This window comes from Tissierella praeacuta DSM 18095 (assembly GCF_900128955.1).
Taxonomy (GTDB): Bacteria; Bacillota; Clostridia; order Tissierellales; family Tissierellaceae; genus Tissierella; species Tissierella praeacuta.
The window spans coordinates 59,444-85,867 of the sequence record NZ_FQTY01000008.1 but is presented as its reverse complement, the minus strand read 5'-3'; the positions used below and the strand labels follow the sequence as shown (position 1 = coordinate 85,867).

The following is a 26,424-nucleotide window of genomic DNA, read 5'->3' as shown; positions in this document are numbered from 1 at the left end:
GAATTCGAATGATAACATGGAAAAGTTGGAAGAAGGTCAAGACGAAATTTGTTAACCTTAAGAAACTGGGAGTAGCAAGAGAAAAGGCATGGGAATGGGCAAATACAAGAAAAGGCTACTGGCATACGGCCAATAGCTGGATTCTTGCAACAACCCTAACCAATGCTAGGTTTGAAAAACAAGGTTATTTAAGTTTTCTTAAATATTACCTTGAAGTTAAAGTGTAAACTATGAAACCGCCGTATACCGAACGGTACGTACGGTGGTGAGGGAGGTCGGTAAATAAATTAATTATTTACCTCCTACCCGATTGCAAGAAAGTCAAGATAGAATTGTTCTTTAGCTAATTTTTGGATTTCATTATATCTTCCATTTCTTATTGTTACTTCTTTATACTTAGAAATGATATGTTGTGCTCTAGATTTTTTCTTTTTTATAATTAAATAAGGTTCGATATCTTGTAAAAGTTGTATAGCTTCATTATATATTATTGTATATGTATAAGAGTTTTTATGTTTTTCTTCATTATAATTTTTTTTAGTAGTAATCTTACCAGACTTAACTGTATTTTTAACCCATTCCAATAATTCTAAATCTGTAGAAGAAATTGAAACACATGGAGAATGATATTGATTTTTATGGAATCTTGTAAGCATAATACTACCTTCTCCATCAATAATACCAGCTATATAAGCTTTTTCAGTATTAGTCATTGATACACCTCCTGTAAACTGATGTTCTAAAGATATTATATAATAGATTTTATTAACTGTAAATAAGATAAATTTATAAGGGAATCATTTACGATTATTTGAAAAGATATATGGGGAAGGATTTATCCAAAACACTTTTAACCTCGCTATTTTAATCTATTCCTTCTCTATCAAACAAATCATCTTAATATGAGTTGGAATTTAAATTTTTATCAAAACTACTCATATGAACACAATTTCTTTTAGTATCTTTATTTTGTTTTTATTTACTTAAAGTTAGAATTAAGAGAATCTTTGTTTGAGAAATATGTGATATGTGAAAATCATATAAAATCCATTGATTTAATCCAGCAGTTTATATTATAGCTAAAAGAGCAGTAGAAGATTTAGAATTATCAAGTGATGAAGAAATAATTAATATATAGACAAAGAATACAGAGTTATGTATAGTAAGAATATAGAGTTATGTATAGTAAGAATATATCGCTAGGAGTTGAAAATCTTATTTATACCATAAATTGGGGGGGAAGAAATGATTAAAAAAAAATCTGGGAAACCAGTAATTGCATTGCTATTTATATTAAGTGCCAGTTTGTTAATTGGTTGTGAAACCAAGGGAAAACAAAACTTATCTGTTTTAGGAATGAATACAAAGGAGATAGGAAGTAGTAAGGGTAAATTTAATGAATTGGTAGAGTTTTATGAAGTATATAATAGGGAGAATATATTAAACTTAGATGATGTTTATACAGATCATTATCATTTTCAAGAAAATCATAATGGAAATGTCTATTTAATACGGAGAATTGAGCCTGTTTTAGGTGAAGAATGGACAGATGACAATTGGACAGACGAATTATGGAGATATGATAAGAACAATAAAGGGGAAAAACTATATACATGTCAAGGTCTTGATTTTAGAGTAAGTCTAAATGAAAAATATATATCTATTACAGATTATGATGAACTATGTATCATTGACCTAGAAGGCAATAAAGTCAAAAAATATACTATTGAAGAACTAAGTAATGGTAAATATAGAAATGAAGATGAATTGAATGTTAACATGCAAGGATGGTCAAATGATAGTCTAAATTTTTGGGTAGGAATAAATGATCTTTGGTTACCTTTAAAACTATTTAAAATAAATGTTGTTGACTGGAGTATAACAGAATATGATATTATCCAATTATCTATTGTTGGTACTGAATTTATGCTTAACCCCAACACTGGGAAAATAGTTTTTAGTGATTTTCCAATTACATTTGACATGGATGATTTGTCTGAGTTTGAAATGTCTAAAGAAAAAATAACCTTATTTTATTATGATTTAGTAGAGAAAAAGATTACATCAATAGATTCGTCAGTTGGAAAGATGTTCAATGCTGAGTGGATAGACGATTTTACAATTGAATATGATAATCCAAAAGGTCAAGATAGAATAAGATATAAGTTAAAAGATTAATCTAAAAGATATAATAATCTTTTTTCCTTTTACCCTACTTAGTACATGGGAGATGGATTGAGTTGTTAGAGAAGGAATAGGTTGAAATAAGGTGAAAATAATTTAGTGTTAATGAAATATTGCTACAATAAAAACTCCTTGATTTCAAGGGGTTTTGTTTATCTTTAGAGATAAATTTAATAGAAATGTTAATATACTGGTAGAATAAAGGCAATCAAGGATATATAATTAAAATAATAGATATATTGCATAGTTGATATAATGGACAGATTTATAAAATTATATATATAAATAGTATTGGGAGTGGTTAATGATGAATTATAGAAAAATTGACCTTGATTGCAGTAATATTGATAAAAAATTAGAACTGATTTTAATACAGATTGCAAAATGGCATAATCTCACGCCGAAGCTATGGATATCAGATTATAAAGTTTCCACCACAGATATAGAAGAAACAGTACAAAAAATTCAAAATACAAGAAATGAAGATTTGCTGCTTGTTATTGCAGAAGATGACCAAAGGCATATACAGGGATTTATATGGGCTTGCAAACAAGAGAAATCTCAAGAGAGTGTTATGATTTTATCTTTATATGTAACAGAGGATTATAGAGGTAAAGGGGTAGCTACAAATCTAAAAATATTATTAGAAGAATGGTGTCGGCTTGAAGGAATAAAAACAATAGAGACAACAGTACATTATAAGAATAATAGTATGATGGCATTAAATCGAAAACTTGGATATACTCCTGGAATGGTACATATGGTAAAAAAGATATAAGAAAAATATTTTATAAAAGACAAAACATAACAAAAAAAGTCGGGAAGAATTACTTGAAGAGAGATAAGATATATTTACAGATAGGGGTGATGAATATGGGTTGGGTTGAAGGAATTGGTAAAGCCATTGACTATATTGAGAATAATATTACAGAGGAAATTTCAATAGAAGATATTGCAGAAAAAGCATTTATCTCTCCATTTTATTTTCAAAAAGGATTTGCAATGCTTTGTGGTTTTACAGTTGGAGAATACATTAGACAACGTAGGCTTGCCCTTGCTGGTAGTGAACTTATTTCTACTGATGAAAAGATTATTGACATTGCAGTGAAATATGGATACACCTCACCAGATAGCTTTACAAAGGCTTTTACCCGATTTCATGGTGTTACACCTACTGCTGTTCGAAAAGATGAAGCAATGGTTAAATCATTTGCTCCACTAAAAATCAAATTCTCTTTGGAAGGTGGTTATATTATGGATTACAAAATTGTTGAAAAGGATTCATTCACTATTATGGGTGTATCAAGGATGTTTAAGTATGATAATGCAACTGTGAAAATTCCACAGTTTTGGACAGAGCATTATGAAACAGGAAAGGGTAAGTTTGTATGTGGAATGTATGGAATATGTATAGATGAAAGTATGATGAACTCAGATGAATTCCAATATCTAATTGCAGATAACTATAATCCATCTATGGAAATACCTGATGGTTTTATTACAAAGGTAATACCTAAACATACTTGGGCTATTTTTGCTTGTAAGGGTGCAATGCCAAAATCTTTGCAAGATGTAACTAAAAAAATTTTCTCAGAATGGTTGCCTAATTGTAAGGATTATGAAATTGCAGCAGGTTATAATATTGAAATGTATACTAATATATCTGATTATCCACAGGGGAATCAGGATGAAAACTATTATAGTGAAATTTGGATTCCTGTTAAAGAAAAATAATTATGTAGGTAAGCTTATAAACAGTAAAACTCACTGATTTTAAGGCCACCATGCTTTAGATCAGTGGGTTATTTTTTATTTGAAATATATTTTAAAACTAATAAAATTTTGATATGAAGATAAAATATGTTATACTCAAATCAAAATGGGGGTATGATGGATGGAACTTAGAGATATTTCCAATGGCAGGAAAGGTAGAGTTAAGATAGGCATTCCAAAGGAACGTGCAGCATATATGAAGAACAAATAGTATTAATCGGCAAGGAAGATATAATAATCCTAAGAAAAAGCTTCTTTCGAAATTTTAAGAGTAGAACTTGCAAATAATAAGAACTTGGCTATTAATCAAGTTTTTTATGCTCGCCAAATAATTACATAATAGCAAAAAAAGTACAGTAAATACAATATATCCAAATTTTGAGTAGGAAATATTTTATTAATGATTAGAACAAATGGCAATATGGAAATATCCTTCTTGACAAAATAAGCATAATTTGTTAATTTGATTTAGTGAATACTTAATTAAATTAAAGGAGGAAGGGTATGGATACAATAGAAATCATTCATGCAATTACAGAGCCTACAAGATTTCGCTTGTTGCAGCTTCTTTTTGAACATCATTACTGTGTTCGTGCGTTATCAAAGAAGTTGGAAATTACTGAATCAGCTGTATCACAACATATGCGTATTCTAAAAAAATATCAAGTTGTCTATGGAGTAAAAATAGGCTATCAAGTACATTATAGAGTAGATAGGCATCGTCTTTCTTCTCTTTTAGAAGGAGCATTACATGGAATTTTACAATATCCATCTGAAACTGAAATAACAAGGGATTGCTCCTGTGAATTTATTTCAGAATGTATCAGAAGGGATTCTAAAATTTTGGAGGAGCAGGAATATGGAAAATAATTATTTAGTAGAGAAAAAACCTCTAAATGCCTTGCTTATTTTTGCTTTGCCTATTATTATCGGGAATTTATTTCAACAAACATATACAATGGCAGATTCCGCCATTGTAGGACGATTCGTTAGTGAGCAGGCATTGGCTGCCGTTGGAGCTTCTTATTCTCTTACTAATATATTTATTTGTATTGCAATGGGTGGTGGAATTGGTGCATCTGTTACAGTAAGCAGATATTTTGGTTCAAAAGAGTACAATAAAATGAAACTGGCTGTTTTTACGTCTTTTATATCATTTTTATTGATTAGTATTTTACTAGGAGGATTTGGATTGTTGTTCAGTAAAGATATTATGATCCTTATGAATACGCCTAGGGATGTTCTTGATATGTCAGTAAAATATTTGAATATTTATTTTCTGGGTTTGCCATTTCTTTTTATGTATAATGTGTTGTCCTGTATGTTTAATGCCCTTGGAAAATCTAAGATACCATTGTATTTTTTAATATTTTCATCTATTTTCAATATTGTATTAGATTTTATACTTGTAACACAATTTCACATGGGTGTTACTGGTGTAGCATGGGCAACTTTAATTGCACAAGGAATTTCTTCTGTTTTATCATTTCTAGTTTTTATAAGGAAATTAAAAGAGTTGCAATGCGGACATACAAAAGTTTTTGATAAGGCAGAACTGTGGAATATAACTAAAATTGCCTTGCCATCTATTTTCCAGCAATCTACGGTTTCCATTGGTATGATGTTAGTACAGTCTGTTGTAAATAGCTTTGGTTCAGAAACATTGGCTGGTTTCTCTGCTGCCATGCGGATTGAGTCAATTTGTGTAGTTCCTATGGCAGGGATTGGGAATGCATTATCCTCTTATACAGCACAGAATATAGGAGCAAATAAGCAAGAACGTGTAATAGAAGGTCATTACATAGCTAATAGAATGGTACTTGTTTGCGGGGCAATTATTTGTTTTGTATTACAGTGTTTTAACTATCAGATTATTTCCCTTTTTCTCGGAGTTGATGGAACTAATGTGGCTATTTCTACAGGAGAATCTTATCTAGCTTTTATGGGCTGGTTCTTCTGTTTGCTTGGATTTAAAATGTCAGTAGATGGTTTGTTGCGTGGAGCTGGAGATATGAAGATGTTTACTATTGCAAATATAGTAAATCTCTTTATTCGTGTACTTCTTTCCGTTACTTTGGCTCCCAGATATGGAGTTGCAATGGTATGGTATGCTGTTCCCATCGGCTGGTTAGCAAATTGGATTATTTCTTCTGTACAGTACAGCAGGGGAAAATGGAAACAAATTTACTCATAGATTTCTTTTCTCGAGTATTTTTATGAAAATACCATATGATTGTGATATTTATTTTGAATTTGAAAAACATTTTATGTGATTTATAATATAACCTTCTTTTGCTTTATAATAAGGTAAGCAAGCCCACTTACTTTAGCAAAGGAAGGTTTTTTGATTTAAAGATTTATTAAAGGCAACTCTATATATTTATAATTCGTCATTAATATGGTCAATTCTTTTTTAATAAAATATTTATTTTCCATAAAAATTTTAAATAGTTTAGATGAGAATATTATATTATAATATCTGAATTGATTGCTTTAATTATTTTTAATATGTTATTTAATAATACAGATAAGATGAATATAAACTTTTATCGAAAATCCTAAACTTTTGTCTAAACTGTTGACATACTTTGTGAATTATATTATAATTTAGAAAATTTAAAATATTATATCAAGGAGGATGAGAAATTGAAAAAGACAGCTCGTAAGCCATATTTATGGGAAGCATTGCTATCATTTATATTCCTAATCATTATTATGGGCGTTAGTATCTCATTTTATGAGGCTAATCCACATATTCCAATGCTTATAGGAACTTTATTTGCATCACTTATAGCAATAAAGATTGGTTTTAATTGGAATGAAATTCAAAAGGCAATGTTTGATGGTATTTATCAAGCTTTACAAGCAGTTATTATTTTAGCAATTATAGGTGTTCTTATTGGATTATGGTTGTTATCTGGTGTAGTTCCCAATATGATTTATTATGGATTAGGGATTTTAAAACCTGGAATTTTCTTAGTGGCAACTGTTCTTATTTGTTCAATTACGTCCTTAGCTACAGGTACTAGTTGGGGTACTGCTGGAACTATTGGTATTGCTTTAATAGGAATTGCCAAGGGATTGGGTATACCTGTACCAGTAGCAGCAGGTGCTATTATTTCTGGTGCATATTTTGGGGATAAGATGTCACCTTTATCAGATACAACAAATTTAGCACCAGCAGTATCTGGAACAGATGTATTTACTCATGTAAAAAACATGGTTCCTAGTACATTAACTTCTTATGGTATTACTTTAGTAATATTTTTGATTATGGGATTCAAATATGGCGGTGGAGGTGTTGATATTTCAGGGATAAATGCCATTAGAGAGGGAATTTCTTCTTCATTTAATATATCCCCCTTATTATTGATACCTCCTATAGCTGTAATAGTATCTATAGCTTTCAAGGTACCTGCAATACCTGGGATTACCATTGGTATAGTACTTGGAGGAATTCTTGGTGTAATTATGCAAGGTGCGCATCTTGGAGATTTATTAACTGCGGCATATAGTGGATTTAAATCAGAAACAGGAATTGAAATGATAGATGAGTTATTATCTGCTGGAGGATTGGAAGGTATGATGTATTCCATATCACTTACAATTATAGCCATGATGTTTGGAGGTATAATGGAAAAGACTGGACAGCTTGAGGTTATAGTAGGATCTATGCTAAAGAGAGTAAAACGTATAGGTTCATTGGTGACTATGACCATATTTACCTGTGTAGTTAGTAATGCAACAATGCCGGAGCAATATATTTCAATAGTAGTACCAGGCAGAATGTATGCCAACTCATATAGAGAAAAAGGTTTACATCCTAAGGTCTTATCTAATACTTTAGAAAGTGCTGGAACCCTTACTTCTGCCCTTATACCTTGGAATACATGTGGTGCCTTCCTTTATAGTATTCTGGGAGTTACGGCATTTGAATATGGTAGATATGCATTTTTTAATTATTTAACTCCTATAATAGTTATTATATTTGCATATTTAGGACTAAATTTACCTAAAATAGAAGATGACCCTGATACGGTAATAGGTTTTGAAAAGGAAAGAATATAAATTGAATTTTAATAAGTAAAATAATAAAAGCTCTAAAGGGTTTGCCTATTAGAGTTTTTATTATTGTTGATAATATTTATAAAACCATGTAATATATTATCTATAAACAATATTATACTACAAGTTGAAAATATAATAAGTATTTAATAATATAGAATATTAGAATAATAAGGGTTGAATAGAGAGGGATATATGGAAAGATTTAAATTACTATTGAAGAAAAATGGAACAAAACTTTTAAAGCTAATTTTTATAATCCTTATAGTAGGAGTTATAATTAGTAGTGGAGTCAGGGAATTAAAATCTATAGACTATGCGAAAACAATCTCTATAATTAGAGAATTTCCTATAAGTAGTATACTAATATTTACTGTTCTAGGTATGATAGCAGTATCATCAATGAGTTTATACGACTTTGCAATAGCAAAATATTTAAATCTTAATATTAAAGCTATAACCATATTCAGTATTACTTTTGTTGCCAATACGATAAATAATATTTCAGGTTTAGGAGGATTAACAGGGGCTTCTATTAGAACTATGTTATTTAAAAATAGCACAGATACTAAAGAAGAGATAATAGATTATAATTTATTATTAATTCCGGCAACAGGTATAGGTCTGTCTATTATGATGATTATTTCATTAGTTAAATATCAATATATAGTTCCAATTGTGGAGAAATATAGACTTATTACTATAGCAATTGCTATTTTTTTAATATATTTTTTAATATATTTTTTTATAGATAAAATTTTTTATAAATTGAATAAAGAGCTAATAAACCAAAGAAATCCCGGTAGAACAATATTAAGGACAAAGTTATTATTATTTTCTTTTATAGATTGGATGGTTGCCTTTAGTCTATTTTTTATTATTGTAAGACAATTTAATAAAATTCTTAATTTCCAGATTATATTTATTGTTTTTACCTTAGGATCTATAGCGGGAATTTTAAGTTTATTGCCAAGCGGTGTTGGCTCATTTGATTTAATGGTATTATTAGGATTTCAGTACTATGGTATGATGACAGAAGATGTTTTGGCTATTTTAATATTATATAGAACTTTTTACTATGTAATACCTCTAATAATAGGTATAGTTTTTACTTTAATAGTACAATCCAAAAGTGAAAACAAGTTAATTCAATTTATTAAAATATCTAGGATAAAAGATTTTATAAATAAAGCATCTGTCATCACAAATCTGTTGTTATCTATATTGATATTATCAAGTGGAGTAATCTTATTATTATCAGCCTTAATTCCAGGAATAATAGATAGGGTTAAAATAGCCTCAAGACTTTTATCTTTTCCAATTTTACAACTATCACGTCAACTGTCTATATGTGTGGGTATATTACTAATAGCAATTTCTCGACAAATAAGAATGAAAGTAAAACGAAGTTATAAGATTACCATGTGGTTACTACTTTTAGGTGCCATATTTACATTAATAAAGGGATTTGATTATGAAGAAACAATTTTTTTAGTTCTAGTTCTAATAATACTGAAGATGTCTAAGGAAAGTTTTTATAGAAAGAGTCTACCAATTGATTGGTTCAAATCTTTTCTAACTATGATACTAGCATTTATAGGAATCTTAGGTTATATGAAAATGGGTCATAAAATACTGCGAGATTTTATAAAGGTTGAGTATTTTAAGACTCTAATATTAAGAGGTTCTTCATGGAATATTCTTGGTGGTATTATTGCTTATGGACTTTTGATTATTTTTGTTATTTACTATGAATTGACAAAGGATAGAATAACAAAAGATTCTAGATATGAAGAAGTTGATGAGGAAAAGCTATATAAATTTTTACAAGAATATGAGGGCAACTTTTCTACTCATTTTATATTTTTGAAGGATAAGCATTTATTTTGGTCTAGTAACAATAAAGTTTTAATTCAATATGAGATAAGTCATAATCTTGCAATAGTTTTAGGAGATCCAATTGGAGATCAACAGTATTTTGATGAAGCTTTAATAGAGTTTCAGGATTTTATAGATGAATATGGATATAAATCTGTTTTTTATCAGGCCAGTGACAAATTGTTACCCTTTTATCATGATCATGGATATTATTTTTTTAAATTAGGAGAAACGGGATTAGTAGAGCTGGATAATTTTGACATAAATAGTCCCAAAAGTAGAGATTTTAGAAATATACTTAGACGATTTGAAAAGGATGGCTTTATTTTTAAATTTTATAATGAGGGTTCCATAGATGAAAATTTACTTCTATCTCTAAAAGAAGTTTCTGATGAATGGTTAGATAATAGAGAAGAAATGGGGTTTTCACTTGGGTGGTTTAATAAGGAGTATTTAAATAAATCTAAAATAGGAATTATAAAGAATAAGGAAACTGAAGACATAATAGCATTTGCATCTGTAAGTCCTAGTTATGATAATAATAATTCAGCTTCAATTGATTTAATGCGATTTAAGAAAAATGTACCTAGTAATACTATGACCTTTTTAATATTAAATTTATTGTTGAAATTTAAAGAAGATAATTATAAATTATTTAATTTAGGAATGGCACCTCTTTCAAATGTTGGTATAACTCAAAATGCCCATATACAAGAAAGAATGGCTCATCTAGTGTTTAAATATGGTAAACATTTTTACAGTTTTGATGGATTAAGAAAATATAAAAATAAATTTGATCCAAGATGGGAAGCTAGATACTTAATTTATGAAGATTTTACTTTATTACCATCTTCATTGATAGAGGTTACATGGCTGATTCATTCAAAGAAGAAAAGGTCTTAAAGAAATGAGTGAACATATAGAAATGAAAATACTAAAAACTATTTCCACTATTGATAGTTTAAACATAGAAGAATTAAATGTTCTAAATATTGGTGTTGAAATACAAGATTTTACAGAACCTAATTTATCCATGACTGAAGTAAATAAAATAACAAATAAATATAAAAATTTATTTAAAGGCTTTAATAATATTAGAGCTTTACATGGACCCTTTTTAGATTTAAAACCCTCAAGTCCAGACAAACTAATTAGGCAAGTAAGTCAGAGTAGATATTTATATACTTTAAAAGCAGCTAAAGAACTGGATATAGACTATTTAATATTTCATAGTCAAATAAATCCATATTTAAATCAGCCATTTCTAAGGAAATTAAACAATATTCAAAATAAAGAATTTTGGGAAGAAATATTGAAAGAAGTGCCAGATTATAAGGGGATAATATTGTTAGAAAATATATTTGAAGAAACTCCAATGATGTTAAAGGAATTAATAGAAACCATAAGTTTGCCTAATATTAAAGTTAATTTAGATATAGGACATGCTAAATTGGGAAAGGTTTCACTAGAAGAATGGATAAGAGAACTTAAGGAATATATAGTATATGTTCATATACATTCTAATGATGGATTATATGATGAGCATCAGAGTCCAACTCAAGAAGAGATAAGAAGTTTATATTCTATATTAGATAAATATGGTTTAAATCCAGTATTGTCTTTGGAATATAAGGTAGATAATTTAAGAAAAGAAATAGAAAGATATAGGTAGGAGGAAAAAATATGGCAAATATTATGGTACAAGGAACCACATCTTCCGCAGGAAAGAGTCTTATGTGTACAGGACTTTGCAGGATATTTAAAGAAGATGGATACAAGGTTTATCCATTTAAATCCCAAAACATGTCATCAAAATATTATACCACAAAAGAAGGATATAAAATAAGCACTGCTCAAACTTTACAGGCAATAGCTGGAGGGCTTGAACCACATCCAAATATGAATCCAATCTTACTTATACCAAAATCAGATAAAGGGTCTATGGTTGTTATAAAAGGCGAGGATAAAGAAGATATGGAAGCAGTAGAATATTTTAAATATAAAAGTAGTCTTAGACCAATGATACTTAATATATATAAAGAGATAGAAAGAGAAAATGATATTGTAGTTATAGAAGGAGCAGGTAGCCCGACAGAAATAAACCTAAAACAAAACGATATAGTAAATATGGGAATGGCGGAGATGGCAGATGCTCCAGTGCTTTTAGTTGCAGATATAGATAGGGGAGGAGTATTTGCATCCCTTTATGGTACTGTAATGCTATTGGAAGAACATGAAAGGAAGAGAATAAAGGGACTTATAATAAATAAGTTCAGGGGAGATAAGACACTTTTAGATTCTGGTATAAAAATGATTGAAGAATTATTAGATATACCAGTAATAGGTACTATACCTTTTTCACATTTTGAATTAGTGGATGAAGATAGTCTAGTTGATTACGAAAAGCAATGTAATACAAGTCTACAAACGGAAGAGCAGATGGAAGAAGAGTTAAATAAATTAGCTGCCATATTACGAGAAAATATGGATATAGATTATATTTATAAAATAATGAGAATTAATAGGACAATCAATGGTTAACAAAGGACAATTAACAATGTAAGTGCCACTTATGGTGGCTGTTAAGGAGAAATTAATATGTTAATTAGTATAATATTAGGAGTTATATTAGATTTTGCTGTAGGAGATCCATATAGTTTTCCTCATCCTGTAAAACTTATGGGAAGAATTATTTCTTTTGAAGAAAAAATAGCTAGAAAGATTACTAAATCAAATAAAGGACTAAAACTTTCAGGATTTATTATAGTTATAGTTAATATTTCTATTGGCTTTTTTATGCCATATATATTATTAAAAACCATAAAACAATATAAAACCATTTATACCATAGTAAATACTTACCTAATATATACATGTATAGCAGCAAGATGCTTACATGATGAGGCTATAAAAGTATCAAAGGCTTTAGATATAGGTATAGAAGAGGCTAGGACAAGGCTTTCGTATATAGTTGGCAGAGAAACTAAAAACCTTTCGGAAGAAGAAATCATAAGGGCAACAGTTGAAACCGTAGCAGAGAATACCTCTGATGGAGTCATTGCACCTTTATTTTATATAATATTTTTAGGAGCATCAGGAGGACTAGCATATAAGTTTGTTAATACTATGGATTCAATGTTAGGATATAAGAATGAAAAATATATAGATTTAGGCTTTTTCCCTGCAAAGGTAGATGATATATTTAATTACATTCCTGCTAGGATTACTGGAGTATTTATGTGTATTGGTTCTATATTTAGATTTAATATAAGAAATGGTTTTAAAATCATGATTAGAGATAGAAAAAATCATAAAAGCCCCAATTGTGCATATCCAGAAGGAGCTGTTGCAGGACTTTTAGATATTCAGTTGGGAGGAGATAATTATTATCATGGCAAGCTTGTTAAAAAGCCAAATATAGGAGATAAGATTAAAAAAATTAGTAGGGCAGATATAAGGAATACTATAGAAATTATGTATAGAAGTGAGATGGTATTTTTACTTATTTATATTTTAATTTTTTGTCTATAAAAATATCTTGTATTAAATATAATTTTATGATAGCATTTAAAATGAAAAATTAATTGAATATATTAGGTTCTATACAAGAATAATAGGGAAATGGGTGGAAACCCCATACAGCCCCCGCTACTGTAAGTGATGATGAAATCAACTTATGCCACCGGAAAATAAAATCTGGGAAGGCGTTGACAGTAAAATGATTCACAAGTCAGGAGACCTGCCTAATATTATCAAAGTGACCTTCGGAGGGAAGGAAAAACTTAAACTATATAACTATAGTTAATTTATTATGATTTCCATCCCTAATCTATTTCAGGTTAGGGATTTTCTATTTTCCTCATAGGTCATCTACAAAGAAATAAAGGGTTTATCCTTTATAAATAAATGTGAGGTGATTTTATGAAAAAGAAATTATTAATGGGGGTTGCTTTATTTGTTTTAATTATAACCCCACAGATGGCACATGCAATGCATATTATGGAAGGATTTCTACCTCTTAAATGGGCAATTGTATGGGCAGTATTGACTTTACCATTTTTAGTTATTGGATTTAAAAGATTGGGAAAAAGTTTGAAACAAGGACAGGATCAAAAGATGCTTCTAGGATTAGTAGGAGGATTTGCATTTGTTTTATCTGCTCTTAAGATTCCTTCTGTTACTGGTTCTTGCTCCCATCCAACAGGTGTAGGACTAGGTGCAATATTATTTGGGCCAACAACTATGACTGTCATAGGAATCATTGTATTATTATTTCAAGCATTATTATTAGCCCACGGAGGAATTACCACATTAGGAGCAAATTCATTTTCAATGGCTGTAGTAGGACCCCTTGTTTCCTATGGTATTTACAAGGCATTAGGTAAGGAAGGAAAAAATAAGAGTTTAGCTGTTTTCTTAGCTGCAGCATTGGGAGATTTGGCTACTTATGTAATTACATCAATTCAACTTTCCTTCGCATTTCCAGATGCTACAGGAGGATTTGCTGCATCTCTTACTAAATTTATGTCTGTATTTGCTGTTACACAAATACCATTGGCAATTGTTGAAGGAATAATAACTTTAATGGTATTTAACCTTATTCAAGAATATAGAAAAGAAGGAGTGCTTAAAATTGAAGAGTCTATTTAAACAAAACATTATTTTATTACTTTTAATAATGATAATAATAATCACTCCCTTAATTCTCAAAGGAGATTCAGAGTTTGAAGGTGCAGATGGAGAGGCAGAAGGAGTAATACAAGAAATAAGTCCTGATTATGAGCCCTGGTTTGAATCGTTATGGGAGCCACCAAGTGGGGAGATAGAGAGTTTGCTTTTTTCTCTTCAAGTTGCCATAGGGGCAGGTCTTATGGGATATATTTTCGGTGTATTAAAGGAAAGACGCAAAGTTGCTGCTAATAGATAGATATGCATATACTAATAAACTAAAGGATTATCCTCCACAGGTAAAGATTATTTTTGCCTGTGGAGGAATAGTATTACCAAGATTAATTAATAACTATTATTTTGACTTGCTAACTATTACTATTATGGTGACTTTGGTTGTACTCATAGCTAAAGTACCATTTAAAAACTATTTTAAGATGCTTCTTTTGCCTATTTCTTTTTTAATAATTAGTTTAATCACAATAATGGTTTCAATTAATGGTGATAATTATCTTCATTATCTTAGGATTGGGAATATGTATATTGGTATAACTAAAACCTCTCTATTTACTGTAACTAAATTGTTTACTACAGTATTATCATCTTTAACATCTGTATATTTTTTAATATTAACTACTCCAATAATTGACATTATCAAAGTTTTAAAAAGGACAAAGATACCTAGTTTGTTTATAGAATTGATGGTACTAATTTATAGAAGTATATTTATATTTATTGAGGAAGCAAGTAATATCTATCTGGCACAAACTATGAAATTTGGTTATGAAAATAATAAAAATACATTAAAATCTACATCTTTATTAATTAGAAATCTCTTTCTTAGGGTATTTTTAAAATATAGAGAAATGAATATATCTCTGGAATGTAAATTATATGATGGGGATTTTAAACTAGGTGATTAAATGATAAAAGTAGAAAATCTATATTATGAATATGAGGATGGTACAAAAGCACTAAATAACATAAATATGGATATGTCAAAGGGCAAAGTAATAGGAATTATTGGAGCTAATGGTTCAGGTAAATCTACTTTGTTTCTAAATATTATGGGTATTCTTAGACCTAGTAAAGGTTTTGTAAAATATAATGATATTCCTATAAAATATAGTAAATCCTATTTAAGAGAATATAGAAAACAAGTGAATATTGTATTTCAAAATCCAGAGCACCAAATATTTTATTCTAATGTATTTGATGATATAGCGTTTTCTCTAAGAAATATTGGTATATCTGAGGATATAATAAAGGAAAAGGTAGTTCATGCACTTGATGAAGTTAATGGTCTTGATTTAGCCAATAAACCGGTACATTTTTTAAGTTATGGACAGAAGAAAAGAGTTGCTATTGCTGGTGTATTGGTTATGAATTCTAGGGTGCTGTTATTAGATGAGCCTACAGCTGGACTTGATCCTTATATGAGCAAACAGATGAAAGGTATAATCAATGAAATAAGTAAAGAGAAAAATATTATAATATCAAGTCATGATATGGATTTAATTTATGATATATGTGACTATATATATATACTTAGAAAAGGTAGTATTATTGGAGAAGGAATACCACAAGAAACTTTTTTGAAAGATAATTTAGTAGATGAAGCATATTTAGTAAAGCCTTGGTTAATTAGAATACATGAGAAATTTGGTACACCTTTGTTTAAGAATGAAGAAGATTTTATAGCATATAATGGAAAGGAGAACCTATGAAAAAAGGAATAATAGTGGCAAGTTTTGGAACAACTCATGAAAACACTCGTAAACTTTGTATTGAAAGTATAGAAAATATAATAAAAGAAAAATATAAGGAGTATTTGGTTCTTAGAGCCTTTACTTCAGGGATGGTTATTAATATTTTAAAAAAAAGGGATGGAATTAATGTTTTTAATCCTAAGGAAGCTATAGAGGAAATGAAGGCTCAAGGTGTGGATGAAATATATATTCAACCACTTCATATAATTCCGGGTCATGAATATGAAAAACTCACTAAATATAATCTAAAGGTAGGACTACCCTTATTAAGTTTAAGAGATGATAATATAAAAATTGCCGAAGAAATAGGAAGTAATGAATTAAATGTAAATGAGGCAATGGTATTTATGGGACATGGTTCTGATCATAAGGCAGATATTGCCTATGAAAATTTAGAAAATATTTATCATGAAAAGGGTTTTACAAATGTGTTTATTGGTACAGTAGAAGGTAGAAAAACAATTGATGATATCATAATAGATTTAAAAGGAAAGAATATTAAAAAAGTTAAGCTTAGACCATTTATGTTAGTAGCAGGAGATCATGCAATAAACGATATGGCGTCTGAGGATGAAGATTCTTGGAAATCAATACTTGAAAAAGAAGGATATGAAGTTGAAGTAAGTCTTAAAGGTCTTGGAGAGTATAAAATTATCCAAGATATATTTCTAGAGCATCTTGAGGATATAATAGGAGAGAAATAATGAAAAAACTATATGGAATTGGCACAGGACCAGGAGATAAGGAGCTTTTAACCATTAAAGCTGTTAAAGCTATGGAAGATTCATCAGTTATATTTGCCCCAAATAATAGGGGGAAAAACATGGCTATAGATACTGCAAGAGATTTTATCCAAGATAAACCAATAATCTTTATTGATTTTCCCATGGGAAATGTTACTAGAGAGGACTATAAAAAAGCTTCTGAATTAATATTGGAAAAAATACCTGAAGGTGCTATAGGCTCATTTCTTACTATAGGTGATCCTATGATTTATAGTACATTTATATATATTATGGAAGAATTAGAAGGTAAGGATATAGATATAGAAATAATATCAGGAATTCCATCCTTTGTGGCAGCGGCAGGAAAGAGTAGGACTCCCATAACTTTAAAAGGAGAAAATTTTATATTATGTGATGAGTTTAAAGAGGAATTGCTAGAGAATATAGATTCAATAGCTATATTAAAAACCATAAAAGAAAAGGAGAATATACTAAATGCATTAGAAGGTAATGGCTTTAGTTATAAATATATTAAAAGAGCTACCTTGGAAGAACAGGAAATATTAAGTGATAAAGAAGATATATTAAATGATAAGGACTATATATCATTGATTATAGCTAGAAAAGACTAATATATTTAATTTGATATTTTAAATTATACAAAGAAGGTGATAAAATGGAGCATGGAGGAGACTTACTATCATATGAAGGATGCTATGATGGTGAGTTAATAGATTACAGTAGCAATATAAATCCATTGGGACCACCAAAAGGTTTAGAAAAGATAATTATAGATAGTTTTAAAAATTTAGAGGCATATCCGGATATTAAATATAGAAGGCTAAAAGATTCTGTAGCCAATTATTTGAATTGCAATGAAAACAATGTAATAGTTGGTAATGGTGCTGTAGAATTAATAGATAATTTTATAATTTTAGCTAATAGAGTAATAGTTTGCACGCCTTCTTTTTTAGAATATGAAAAAAGAAGTATTATACATGGAAAAGAGGTAATTAGAGTTCCATATAACTCTGATTTCACCATAGATATTTTAGATATAGGAAATAAAATAGAGAAAGATGATTTGTTAATACTAGGTAATCCAAATAATCCAACAGGTCTTAGAATAGATAAAATAGAACTTATAATGATATATAATATGGTTAAAAAGGCAGAAGCATATTTATTGTTAGATGAGGCTTTTTTTGAATTTTGCTCCATGGATTATGATAGTATAGAGTTATTTAGACAAACAAATTATGAAAACTTAGGTATCATAAGGGCTGCTACAAAATTTTTTGCATTACCTGGTATTCGTTTAGGTTATGGATGTACATCAAGGGAATTAGCTGATAAAATAAATAATATAGAGTTACCTTGGAGTGTAAATTCCTTCGCTGAAGCAGCAGGTAATTTTATATTTAATGATAAGCAATATATAGATGACAGTAAAAGATATATAGAAAATGAAAGGAAAAATATGTATCAAGAGTTATCAAAACTTTCTAACATAATCGTATTTCCTACAGAAACAAACTATATATTAATTAAGCTATTAAAATGGAATGAGGAATATGTATTTAATTTCTTTTTACACAGGGGGATAGTTATCAGGAAATGTTCTAGTTTTGTAGACTTACCAGAAGGATATATTCGAGTGGCTATAAAGGATAGGGAAAACAACATAAAACTTATAAGAATTTTCAAGGAATTGGAGAGCATTTAGATGAGGACTATAATGATAACAGCTCCATCGAGCAATACAGGAAAAACCACTATTACTCTTGGAATTATTAGGGCAATTAGAAATAGAGGATTAGATGTTTCTGCTTTTAAGACAGGACCTGATTTTATTGATACAAAATATTTAGAGCTTGCATCTGGAAAAAGAGCTGGAAATCTTGATATACATTTAATGGGAAGAAGTGGTATAAAAAAATCCTTGTCTATGAATAATGGAGAATATGGTGTTATAGAAGGTGTTATGGGATATTTTGATGGTATATATAATACTTATGAAAATTCAAGCTTTGATATATCTAAAGAATTAGATATTCCTGCAATATTAGTTTATAGACCTCAGGGAGAGATGTTTTCAGTTATTCCCAAGATTAAAGGAATGGTAGATTTCCCTGGCTCAAAGATAAAAGGTATTATATTAAACAAGGTTAATAAAGAGATGTTTTTATTATTAAAAGAAAAGATAGAGGAGTATATAGATATAGAAGTATTAGGATATCTTCCGAAGGATATTTCTTTAGAAGTTGAATCTAGATATCTAGGATTGATGCAAACCTATGAAAATACTGATTGTGAGGAGTTAATATCTAGGACAGCTGAATCTGTAGAAAAAACAATAGATATAGATAAAATATTGAAATTATCTAAAGAAATAGAAGTTTCTTCCTATAAATATGAAAGAAAAAGAAATATAGATGTTGCTATAGCCTATGACGAAGCATTTAACTTTTACTATAATGAAAACTTAAATTTGTTTGAGAATATATGCAATGTAAAATATTTCTCTCCTATTAGGGATAATATGGTTCCTAAATCAGATTTTATATATATTGGCGGAGGTTATCCAGAATTATATAAAGAGGAGTTATCTTCAAATATAGAGATGATTAGCTCTATAAGAGAAAATGCCATGACTGGAAAGCCTATTATAGCTGAGGCAGGGGGATTTATGTATTTAGTATCTTCTATAGAAGACTATTCAATGTGTAATCTATTCAATGGTAGTGCTACTATGACAGGCAGATTGCAAAGATTTGGATATGTAAATATTTTATTAAATAAAGATACTCTATTGGGGAAAAGAGAAAGTATGATTACAGGAAATGAATATCATCGCTCTATAATAGAACTAAGAGAAGAACCAGTATTTAATATTACTAAACCAATGAATATTAAGAAAAAATGGCAATGTGGATATATTTATAAAAATGTATTGGCCTATTATCAGCATATTAATTTCCTTGGAAATATGGAGGCTTTTAATTATTTACTGGATAATGTAGAAAACATAAGAAGAGAGGGATAATAGTGTATATTAAAAATCCTATGGAAATAGAAAATAAAAGTATGGACATTATAGATGAAGTTATGGGAGATACTAAATTTTCAGAGGAAGAAAAGATAGTAGCAAAGAGAATGATTCATACAACTGGGGATTTTGACTATAGAAATATAATTGTATTCAAGAATAATTTTATTAAAGAGGCTAAAAAAACTATTTCAGAAGGAAAGACTATATTTACTGATACTAAGATGGCATATACTGGTATTAATAAACCAGCACTAGCAAAGGCTGGTTGTGAATTGAAATGTTTTATAGATGATGATAGGGTATTTTCATTATCCAAAGAGCTTGGCACCACAAGATCAGCCTGTGCTGTGGATTTAGCTGTAGGGGAGGGAATTGATATATTCGTAATAGGAAATGCACCTACAGCATTATTTAGGATATTGGAATTAGTCAAAGAAGGTAAAGTTAATCCAAGATTTATAGTGGGAGTTCCCGTTGGTTTTGTTGGAGCCGCTGAGTCTAAGGAATATTTAAGGGAGTTTAATATGCCTTCTATATCTACAGTTGGAAATAAAGGAGGAAGCAATGTAGCAGCCTCAATAATCAATGCTCTATTATATATGGTGGTAGGTAGATGAGCTTAGATTTATATATAATAAAAGAAGGAAAAAGTTTGAGATGTGGATATACTACGGGTAGTTGTGCAGCAGGAGCAGCCAAGGCAGCAGCAATTATGATTGAAACAGGAGAGACAGTAAAATATGTGGAAATAGATACTCCGGCAAATATTAAATTAAAGCTAGAAGTAAATAATCCATCTATTGACGGTAAAAAGGCTACATGTTCAATTATAAAGGATGCAGGAGATGACCCAGACAATACAGATGGAATAGAAATATATGCAACATTATCAAAGAGAGATGACGGACAAGTTATTATAGAAGGTGGACAGGGAATAGGAAGAATAAGAAGAAAAGGGTTATTTGGCAAAGTGGGAGAGGCAGCAATAAATCCAGTACCAAGACAGATGATAGAAAAGGAAGTAAGAGAAGTTTCAAATAGTGGATATGATATTTTAATATTTGCACCTCAAGGAGAAGAAATTGGAAAGAAGACTTTTAATGAAAATATTGGTATTGAAGGTGGGATATCAATTATAGGTACTAAAGGAATAGTATATCCCATGTCGGAGGAAGCTCTTATAAAGACAATATATATGGAAATAGATATGTTGGAAGAAACTTATGGAAAATCTAATATTGTTTTAGTACCGGGAAACTATGGAGAAAAATTAGCAGAAGAATTAGGGATAAAGGAGCCTAAAGTAAAGGTATCAAATTTTTTAGGGAATAGTTTATTATATATTTACAATAAAGGGTTTAAATCCATAACTTTGATAGGTCATATAGGTAAATTCTCTAAATTATCCATAGGTGTATTTAATACCCATAGTAAGATCTGTGATGGTCGAATGGAAGCATTTATATATTATTTAGCACTTATGGGAGCACCAATGGAATTACTTAATAGAGTAAATAATGCCGTTACTGCAGAGGAAGGATTAAATATATGTATAGATGCTGGCTATGGTGAAGTCATAAGGCGTATGGAAAAGGGAGCTGAGGATAGGATAAGGAAGTATCTAAAGGATGAAAACTACAAAGTAAAGGTAATTATTTATTCTATGGAAAGAGGTGTAACCCTATGTTAACTGTAGCTGGAGTAGGCCCGGGGAATCCCAAATATTTAACTTGTGATGTAAAGATGAGAATAGAAAATGCAAAGCATATCTTAGCCTTTGGAAGGGTAGCAAATTCCCTTAAATCCATTAGAGATGATATTATAGAGATAAATAAAGTAGAAGAAATAATGAAATACATAGATGTGGAAAAAGAACTACTATTACTTGCTTCAGGAGATCCGAATTTTTTTGGCATAGTAGATTACTTAAAGAAAAAAGGATTAAAAGTAAAGGAAGTACTGCCTGGATTATCATCCTTTCAATATATGATGGGAAAGCTTCAAAAATCATGGCAAGGGGCAAATTTTCTATCCCTTCATGGAAGAAATGAAGATCTAGATAGTGTTAAATCCAATAAAATTAGTATATTGTTAGTGGATAAAGACAATTCACCTAATAAAATATCAAAGGAATTATATAAATTAAATATTAAAGGAAAGATTTATGTAGGATTTAACCTTTCTTATGATGATGAGAAAATAATTATAAAAAATATTGGAGAAGAAATAGAGAATGTTTCATTTCTTGGAGTGGTGGTAGTTGAAAATGAAATGGGTTAAAGATGAAGATTTTATAAGGGGAAATATTCCCATGACTAAATTTAATATTAGAATATTAATTATGGGATATCTGTCAATAGAAGAAGGAGATAGACTACTTGATATAGGAGCAGGAACAGGTTCTGTATCTATAGAAGCAGCTGCTCATGGTGCTAAGGTTTGGTCAATTGAAAGAGAAGAAGAAGGAATAAGATTAATTAAATGTAATTCTAATAAATTCAATGTAGAAGTTAATATAGTACATGGAGAAGCTCCCCAAAATCTTCCAAATCAAAAGTTTAATAAATGTTTTATAGGCGGCTCTGGTGGTAAATTAGAAGAGATATTTTTATATTTAGAAGAAAATTTAGAACATAAGGGAATATTATGTGGGAATTTTATAACCCTAAAAAATTTAAACCAGTTTATGGAACTATTAAATAAATATAATTATAGAGATATAGAAGTACAATTAGTACAAATATCTGTCATGGATAAAATAGGGCTTTTAAAAGGACAAAACCCAATATTTATAGTAAAAGGAGTGAAATATGATGATTAGTTTTGTAGGTGCAGGACCAGGGAATGTAGACTTAATTACAGTTAAGGGGAGAAAGCTTTTGGAGGAAGCTGATGTAGTTATATATGCAGGTTCTTTAGTATCTAAGGAACATTTGGAATTTTGCAAGGAAGGAGCTAAAACATATAATTCTGCCTCAATGACATTAGAAGAAGTAATTGAAGTAATGGATGTGGCAGTAAAAGATGATTTAAAGGTAGTTAGATTACATACAGGAGATCCTACAATATATGGAGCCATAAGAGAACAGATGGATTTATTAGATAATAAGGAAATTTCTTACGAAGTAGTTCCTGGAGTTAGTTCTTTTACTGGAGCCTGTGCATCTATAAAAAAAGAGTTTACACTTCCAGATGTTAGTCAAACAATTATATTAACTAGAATAGAGGGGCGTACTCCAGTACCAAAGGAAGAAGACTTAGAGTCTTTGGCTAAACATAAAGCATCCATGGCAATATTTTTATCAGTGCAAGAAATAAGTAGAGTAGTAGAAAAATTAGTAAAGGGTTATGGAAGAGATGATGTGCCAGTAGCCATAATATATAAGGCTACTTGGGAAGATGAGAAGATAATATATGGAACACTTAAAGATATAGAGAAAAAGGTAAAGGAAGAAGGCATTAATAAAATGGCACAAATTTTAGTAGGGGATTTTATAGAAGGAGAATATGAAAGGTCAAAGTTATATGACCCAAGCTTTACCCATAAGTTTAGGAGTGCATCAAAATGAAAATAGCTTGTCTATCATTTACGGAAAAAGGGAAAGAAATAGGTGATAGGCTAAAAAATCTAAATAAAGATGATGGAAAGTATCTATTAACTCACTATGCTAATGGAGAAGTAGAAGATAAGATAAAAGGGATAATGAATTATGTTTGGAATGAATATGATGGTTTAGTATTTATCTCATCAACTGGAATAGCAGTGAGAATGATAACTCCATATATAAAAGATAAAATAAAAGATCCAGCTGTTGTAGTTATAGATGATTGCGGAAGATTTTCCATATCTCTATTATCTGGACATCTAGGAGGGGCAAATGAACTATCAGAATGGTTGGGAGAAAAGATAAATGCAATTCCAGTTATTACAACAGCATCAGATAATAGAAAAATAGAAGCTGTAGATTTATTTGCCAAGAGGAATAAATATTATTTGGAAGACATGGAATCTATAAAAAAGATAACAGCTATGATGGTAAATGGAAAAAACATAGGATTTTATTCAGAGGATAATAAAATAATAAATTATCCTAATCTTACAGTATTGGAAGATTTGGACCATATGAATCCTAATATAGATGGTATGATTATTGTCAGCTCTCAGGATATAAATTTACAGAATATCAATATACCAATTGCATATTTAAGACCAAGGAATATTAATATTGGAGTAGGATGCAGGAAAGATATAGAAGCTATGAGGATAATAGAAGCTATAGAAGAAGTTTTTTATAAGGCAAAATTATCTGTTAATAGTATAAAAGCTATTGGTACAGTTGAGGTTAAAAAAAATGAAAAAGGAATTATAGATGCATCAAAGCATTTTAATTGTCCAATGAAAATATTTACTATAGATGAAATAAAAGAAGTACAAGATAAATTTGATAAATCTCAATTTGTTAAGGATAATATAGGTGTTTATTCAGTATCAGAGCCTTCTGCATATTTACTTGGGGGAGAATTAATTGTAAATAAATCTAAACATAATGGGATTACAATATCAATATCAAAGGAGATAAGAAATGGCTAAATTATACGTAGTAGGAATAGGTCCAGGTGGAAGAGAGCATATGACCTATAAAGCAGTAGAAGTAATAAGATCTAGTGATGTAATAGTGGGATATACACCATATATTGAATATCTTGGGGATCTAGTAGAAGGAAAAGAATTGTTTTCTACAGGAATGAAAGGAGAAATAGAGAGGTGTAAAGTTGCCATAGATATGGTGAGAAATGGAAAGGATACGGCAATAGTAAGTACAGGAGATGCAGGGCTTTATGGAATGGCGGGGCCAATTCTTGAGTTAGCAGAAGATATAGAAGTAGAAGTAATACCTGGCGTAACTGCTTCATTTTCAGCAGCGGCAGAACTAGGATCCCCTATTATGCATGATTACGCTTCCATCAGTTTATCTGATTTATTAACTCCATGGGAAGTAATAGAAAATAGATTAGAAAAAGCAGCAGAGTCAGATTTTGTCATTACCATATATAATCCTAAATCAAAGGGAAGAAAAACTCATCTAGAGAAGGCTGTAAATATAATTTTAAACCATAGAAAGGGAAGTACTCCAGTAGGTATAGTTAAAAATTCAGGCAGAGCAGGGAGAGAAATAACAGTTACTACTTTAGATAATATAGATTATGAAAAGGTAGACATGCTATCTGTACTCCTTATAGGAAATTCAAATTCTTATATAAAGAATAATAGAATTATCACACCTAGGGGATATAATATAAAATGATTTGGATAATAGGTGGTACCAGTGAGGCTAGGGAAATAGTAGATAGAATAAAGGACTTAAATAACTATATTGTTACCATAGCTACAGATGGAGGAAAAGAGTTTATAAATAGTAATAGGGTATTAGTTGGAAGAATGAATTATCAGGAAATGGTAGAATTTTGTAAAGAAAATCAAATTTCTTTAATAGTAGATTTAACACATCCATATGCTGAAATAGTATCACAAAATGCTAAAAAGGTAGCAAAGGATTTGGAAATATATTATATTAGATATATGAGGGATAAAACATATCTAGGGGGAAATGCTATTTATTTAAATAACTATGAGGAAGCCTATGACTATCTATCAACAATTTCTGGCACAGTATTTTTTACTACAGGATCTAAAAATATTGGAGATTTTGAGAAAATACGAGGAAATAATAGATTTATCTATAGAATACTTCCAGCTATTGAAAGCATAGAAGAATGTAGAAAATATAATATACAGATGAAAGATATAGTGGCAGTATTAGGTCCATTTTCTAAAAAATATAATAAAGCTATGCTTGAGGAATACAAGACAGAATATTGTGTTATGAAAGATAGTGGGGATAAGGGTGGTACTCTAGAAAAATTATTAGCTTGTGAGGAACTAGGCATAAAACCAATAGTAATAGGCAGAGAATATGAAAGAGGAATCAATGATTTAGATTTAGTGGAAAAAGTAATTAGGGAAAAAAATAAGGGGGGAAAGTAAGTGGAGAACTCATATAGATTCTATAGAAATACAGCTTGCGAATATTTTCCATGTCATAAGGTAGAAAATGAGGAAGAATTTAATTGTATGTTTTGTTATTGTCCATTATATCTTATGGAGGATTGTGGTGGAAATCATATAGAAAATTATGGTGTTAAAGATTGCTCCAACTGCCTTATACCGCATAGACCAAATGGATACGATTATATAAACAAAAAATTAATTGAGAGAAACAATATGAAAAGAAATAAATAATAAAAAGGG

The 26,424-nt window shown here is 29.7% G+C and carries 29 protein-coding genes and 1 riboswitch; of the genes, 28 read left to right on the top strand and 1 reads right to left on the bottom strand.

Translation table 11 applies throughout. The features are described from left to right. Positions 1-227: hypothetical protein (locus BUB33_RS16070; RefSeq protein ID WP_479694039.1), on the top strand; the 227-nt coding region annotated here is incomplete at its 5' end. A gap of 75 nt (positions 228-302) precedes the next feature. On the opposite strand, the gene BUB33_RS10035 is transcribed toward BUB33_RS16070, so the two are convergent. Then, positions 303-713 (bottom strand): LAGLIDADG family homing endonuclease, encoded by a 411-nt coding sequence (locus BUB33_RS10035; RefSeq protein ID WP_072976084.1) that lies wholly within the window; start codon positions 711-713, stop codon positions 303-305. Between the two features lie 532 nt (positions 714-1,245). Here BUB33_RS10035 and BUB33_RS10030 point away from each other — a divergent pair. The 27 genes from BUB33_RS10030 to BUB33_RS09900 all read left to right on the top strand — a co-directional run bounded on the left by BUB33_RS10030 (position 1,246) and on the right by BUB33_RS09900 (position 26,415). Beyond that, entirely contained in the window at positions 1,246-2,178 is a 933-nt protein-coding gene (locus tag BUB33_RS10030; protein WP_072976082.1) for a hypothetical protein, read from the top strand. Positions 2,179-2,491: 313 nt separating this feature from the next. Beyond that, complete coding sequence (locus BUB33_RS10025; RefSeq protein WP_072976080.1) at positions 2,492-2,962, top strand: GNAT family N-acetyltransferase; 471 nt, start codon at positions 2,492-2,494, stop codon at positions 2,960-2,962. A 95-nt stretch (positions 2,963-3,057) separates the two neighbouring features. Continuing rightward, positions 3,058-3,918, top strand: coding sequence for an AraC family transcriptional regulator (locus tag BUB33_RS10020; RefSeq protein ID WP_072976078.1), 861 nt, complete (start codon positions 3,058-3,060; stop codon positions 3,916-3,918). A gap of 543 nt (positions 3,919-4,461) precedes the next feature. Beyond that, the gene (locus BUB33_RS10015; protein ID WP_072976076.1) at positions 4,462-4,827 is read left to right on the top strand and encodes an ArsR/SmtB family transcription factor; all 366 of its coding nucleotides are present in this window, start codon (positions 4,462-4,464) and stop codon (positions 4,825-4,827) included. Then, positions 4,817-6,151 (top strand): MATE family efflux transporter, encoded by a 1,335-nt coding sequence (locus BUB33_RS10010; RefSeq protein ID WP_072976073.1) that lies wholly within the window; start codon positions 4,817-4,819, stop codon positions 6,149-6,151. Before BUB33_RS10015 ends, BUB33_RS10010 begins: the two co-directional genes overlap by 11 nt. A gap of 452 nt (positions 6,152-6,603) precedes the next feature. Further along, positions 6,604-8,025, top strand: a complete 1,422-nt coding sequence (gene nhaC / locus BUB33_RS10005) for a Na+/H+ antiporter NhaC (protein WP_072976071.1) — start codon at positions 6,604-6,606, stop codon at positions 8,023-8,025. A 192-nt stretch (positions 8,026-8,217) separates the two neighbouring features. Further along, positions 8,218-10,803 carry a bifunctional lysylphosphatidylglycerol flippase/synthetase MprF gene (gene mprF, locus BUB33_RS10000; RefSeq protein ID WP_072976069.1) on the top strand — a complete coding sequence of 862 codons (2,586 nt, stop codon included), beginning with the start codon at positions 8,218-8,220 and terminating at the stop codon, positions 10,801-10,803. 4 nt (positions 10,804-10,807) lie between these two features. Next, a complete protein-coding gene (locus BUB33_RS09995; protein ID WP_072976067.1) occupies positions 10,808-11,572 on the top strand; it encodes a sugar phosphate isomerase/epimerase family protein in 765 nt (254 codons plus the stop codon). An 11-nt stretch (positions 11,573-11,583) separates the two neighbouring features. Continuing rightward, positions 11,584-12,441, top strand: coding sequence for a cobyric acid synthase (locus BUB33_RS09990; RefSeq protein ID WP_072976066.1), 858 nt, complete (start codon positions 11,584-11,586; stop codon positions 12,439-12,441). Positions 12,442-12,498: 57 nt separating this feature from the next. Then, complete coding sequence (gene cbiB / locus BUB33_RS09985; protein WP_072976065.1) at positions 12,499-13,431, top strand: adenosylcobinamide-phosphate synthase CbiB; 933 nt, start codon at positions 12,499-12,501, stop codon at positions 13,429-13,431. A 47-nt stretch (positions 13,432-13,478) separates the two neighbouring features. Next, positions 13,479-13,661: riboswitch (cobalamin riboswitch) on the top strand. 160 nt (positions 13,662-13,821) lie between these two features. Beyond that, positions 13,822-14,550 (top strand): energy-coupling factor ABC transporter permease, encoded by a 729-nt coding sequence (locus BUB33_RS09980; protein WP_072976063.1) that lies wholly within the window; start codon positions 13,822-13,824, stop codon positions 14,548-14,550. Further along, a complete protein-coding gene (locus BUB33_RS09975; RefSeq protein ID WP_084725356.1) occupies positions 14,534-14,827 on the top strand; it encodes an energy-coupling factor ABC transporter substrate-binding protein in 294 nt (97 codons plus the stop codon). Before BUB33_RS09980 ends, BUB33_RS09975 begins: the two co-directional genes overlap by 17 nt. After that, positions 14,811-15,491 carry a cobalt ECF transporter T component CbiQ gene (gene cbiQ, locus BUB33_RS09970; protein WP_072976059.1) on the top strand — a complete coding sequence of 227 codons (681 nt, stop codon included), beginning with the start codon at positions 14,811-14,813 and terminating at the stop codon, positions 15,489-15,491. Before BUB33_RS09975 ends, cbiQ begins: the two co-directional genes overlap by 17 nt. Continuing rightward, positions 15,492-16,295, top strand: a complete 804-nt coding sequence (locus BUB33_RS09965; protein WP_072976057.1) for an energy-coupling factor ABC transporter ATP-binding protein — start codon at positions 15,492-15,494, stop codon at positions 16,293-16,295. After that, positions 16,292-17,041 (top strand): sirohydrochlorin cobaltochelatase, encoded by a 750-nt coding sequence (locus tag BUB33_RS09960; protein WP_072976055.1) that lies wholly within the window; start codon positions 16,292-16,294, stop codon positions 17,039-17,041. Before BUB33_RS09965 ends, BUB33_RS09960 begins: the two co-directional genes overlap by 4 nt. Next, positions 17,041-17,694, top strand: coding sequence for a precorrin-2 C(20)-methyltransferase (locus BUB33_RS09955; RefSeq protein WP_072976053.1), 654 nt, complete (start codon positions 17,041-17,043; stop codon positions 17,692-17,694). Before BUB33_RS09960 ends, BUB33_RS09955 begins: the two co-directional genes overlap by 1 nt. Before the next feature lie 44 nt (positions 17,695-17,738). Next, positions 17,739-18,788 carry a pyridoxal phosphate-dependent aminotransferase gene (locus tag BUB33_RS09950; RefSeq protein ID WP_072976051.1) on the top strand — a complete coding sequence of 350 codons (1,050 nt, stop codon included), beginning with the start codon at positions 17,739-17,741 and terminating at the stop codon, positions 18,786-18,788. Further along, positions 18,789-20,108, top strand: a complete 1,320-nt coding sequence (locus tag BUB33_RS09945; RefSeq protein WP_072976049.1) for a cobyrinic acid a,c-diamide synthase CobB — start codon at positions 18,789-18,791, stop codon at positions 20,106-20,108. 2 nt (positions 20,109-20,110) lie between these two features. Further along, complete coding sequence (locus BUB33_RS09940) at positions 20,111-20,731, top strand: precorrin-8X methylmutase (RefSeq protein ID WP_072976047.1); 621 nt, start codon at positions 20,111-20,113, stop codon at positions 20,729-20,731. Continuing rightward, positions 20,728-21,804 (top strand): cobalt-precorrin-5B (C(1))-methyltransferase CbiD, encoded by a 1,077-nt coding sequence (gene cbiD / locus BUB33_RS09935; protein ID WP_072976045.1) that lies wholly within the window; start codon positions 20,728-20,730, stop codon positions 21,802-21,804. Before BUB33_RS09940 ends, cbiD begins: the two co-directional genes overlap by 4 nt. Continuing rightward, complete coding sequence (gene cbiE, locus BUB33_RS09930; protein ID WP_072976043.1) at positions 21,798-22,394, top strand: precorrin-6y C5,15-methyltransferase (decarboxylating) subunit CbiE; 597 nt, start codon at positions 21,798-21,800, stop codon at positions 22,392-22,394. The genes cbiD and cbiE overlap by 7 nt, the downstream gene beginning before the upstream one ends. Then, a complete protein-coding gene (cbiT, locus tag BUB33_RS09925; protein WP_072976041.1) occupies positions 22,381-22,935 on the top strand; it encodes a precorrin-6Y C5,15-methyltransferase (decarboxylating) subunit CbiT in 555 nt (184 codons plus the stop codon). The genes cbiE and cbiT overlap by 14 nt, the downstream gene beginning before the upstream one ends. After that, positions 22,928-23,683, top strand: a complete 756-nt coding sequence (cobM, locus tag BUB33_RS09920; RefSeq protein WP_072976029.1) for a precorrin-4 C(11)-methyltransferase — start codon at positions 22,928-22,930, stop codon at positions 23,681-23,683. Before cbiT ends, cobM begins: the two co-directional genes overlap by 8 nt. Beyond that, the gene (cbiG, locus tag BUB33_RS09915; protein WP_072976027.1) at positions 23,680-24,705 is read left to right on the top strand and encodes a cobalt-precorrin 5A hydrolase; all 1,026 of its coding nucleotides are present in this window, start codon (positions 23,680-23,682) and stop codon (positions 24,703-24,705) included. The genes cobM and cbiG overlap by 4 nt, the downstream gene beginning before the upstream one ends. Continuing rightward, positions 24,698-25,420, top strand: a complete 723-nt coding sequence (gene cobJ, locus BUB33_RS09910) for a precorrin-3B C(17)-methyltransferase (protein ID WP_072976025.1) — start codon at positions 24,698-24,700, stop codon at positions 25,418-25,420. The genes cbiG and cobJ overlap by 8 nt, the downstream gene beginning before the upstream one ends. Continuing rightward, complete coding sequence (gene cobK, locus BUB33_RS09905; RefSeq protein WP_072976023.1) at positions 25,417-26,160, top strand: precorrin-6A reductase; 744 nt, start codon at positions 25,417-25,419, stop codon at positions 26,158-26,160. Before cobJ ends, cobK begins: the two co-directional genes overlap by 4 nt. Continuing rightward, positions 26,161-26,415, top strand: a complete 255-nt coding sequence (locus BUB33_RS09900) for a cysteine-rich small domain-containing protein (RefSeq protein WP_072976021.1) — start codon at positions 26,161-26,163, stop codon at positions 26,413-26,415. It begins immediately after the preceding gene. Positions 26,416-26,424: the final 9 nt, after the last annotated feature.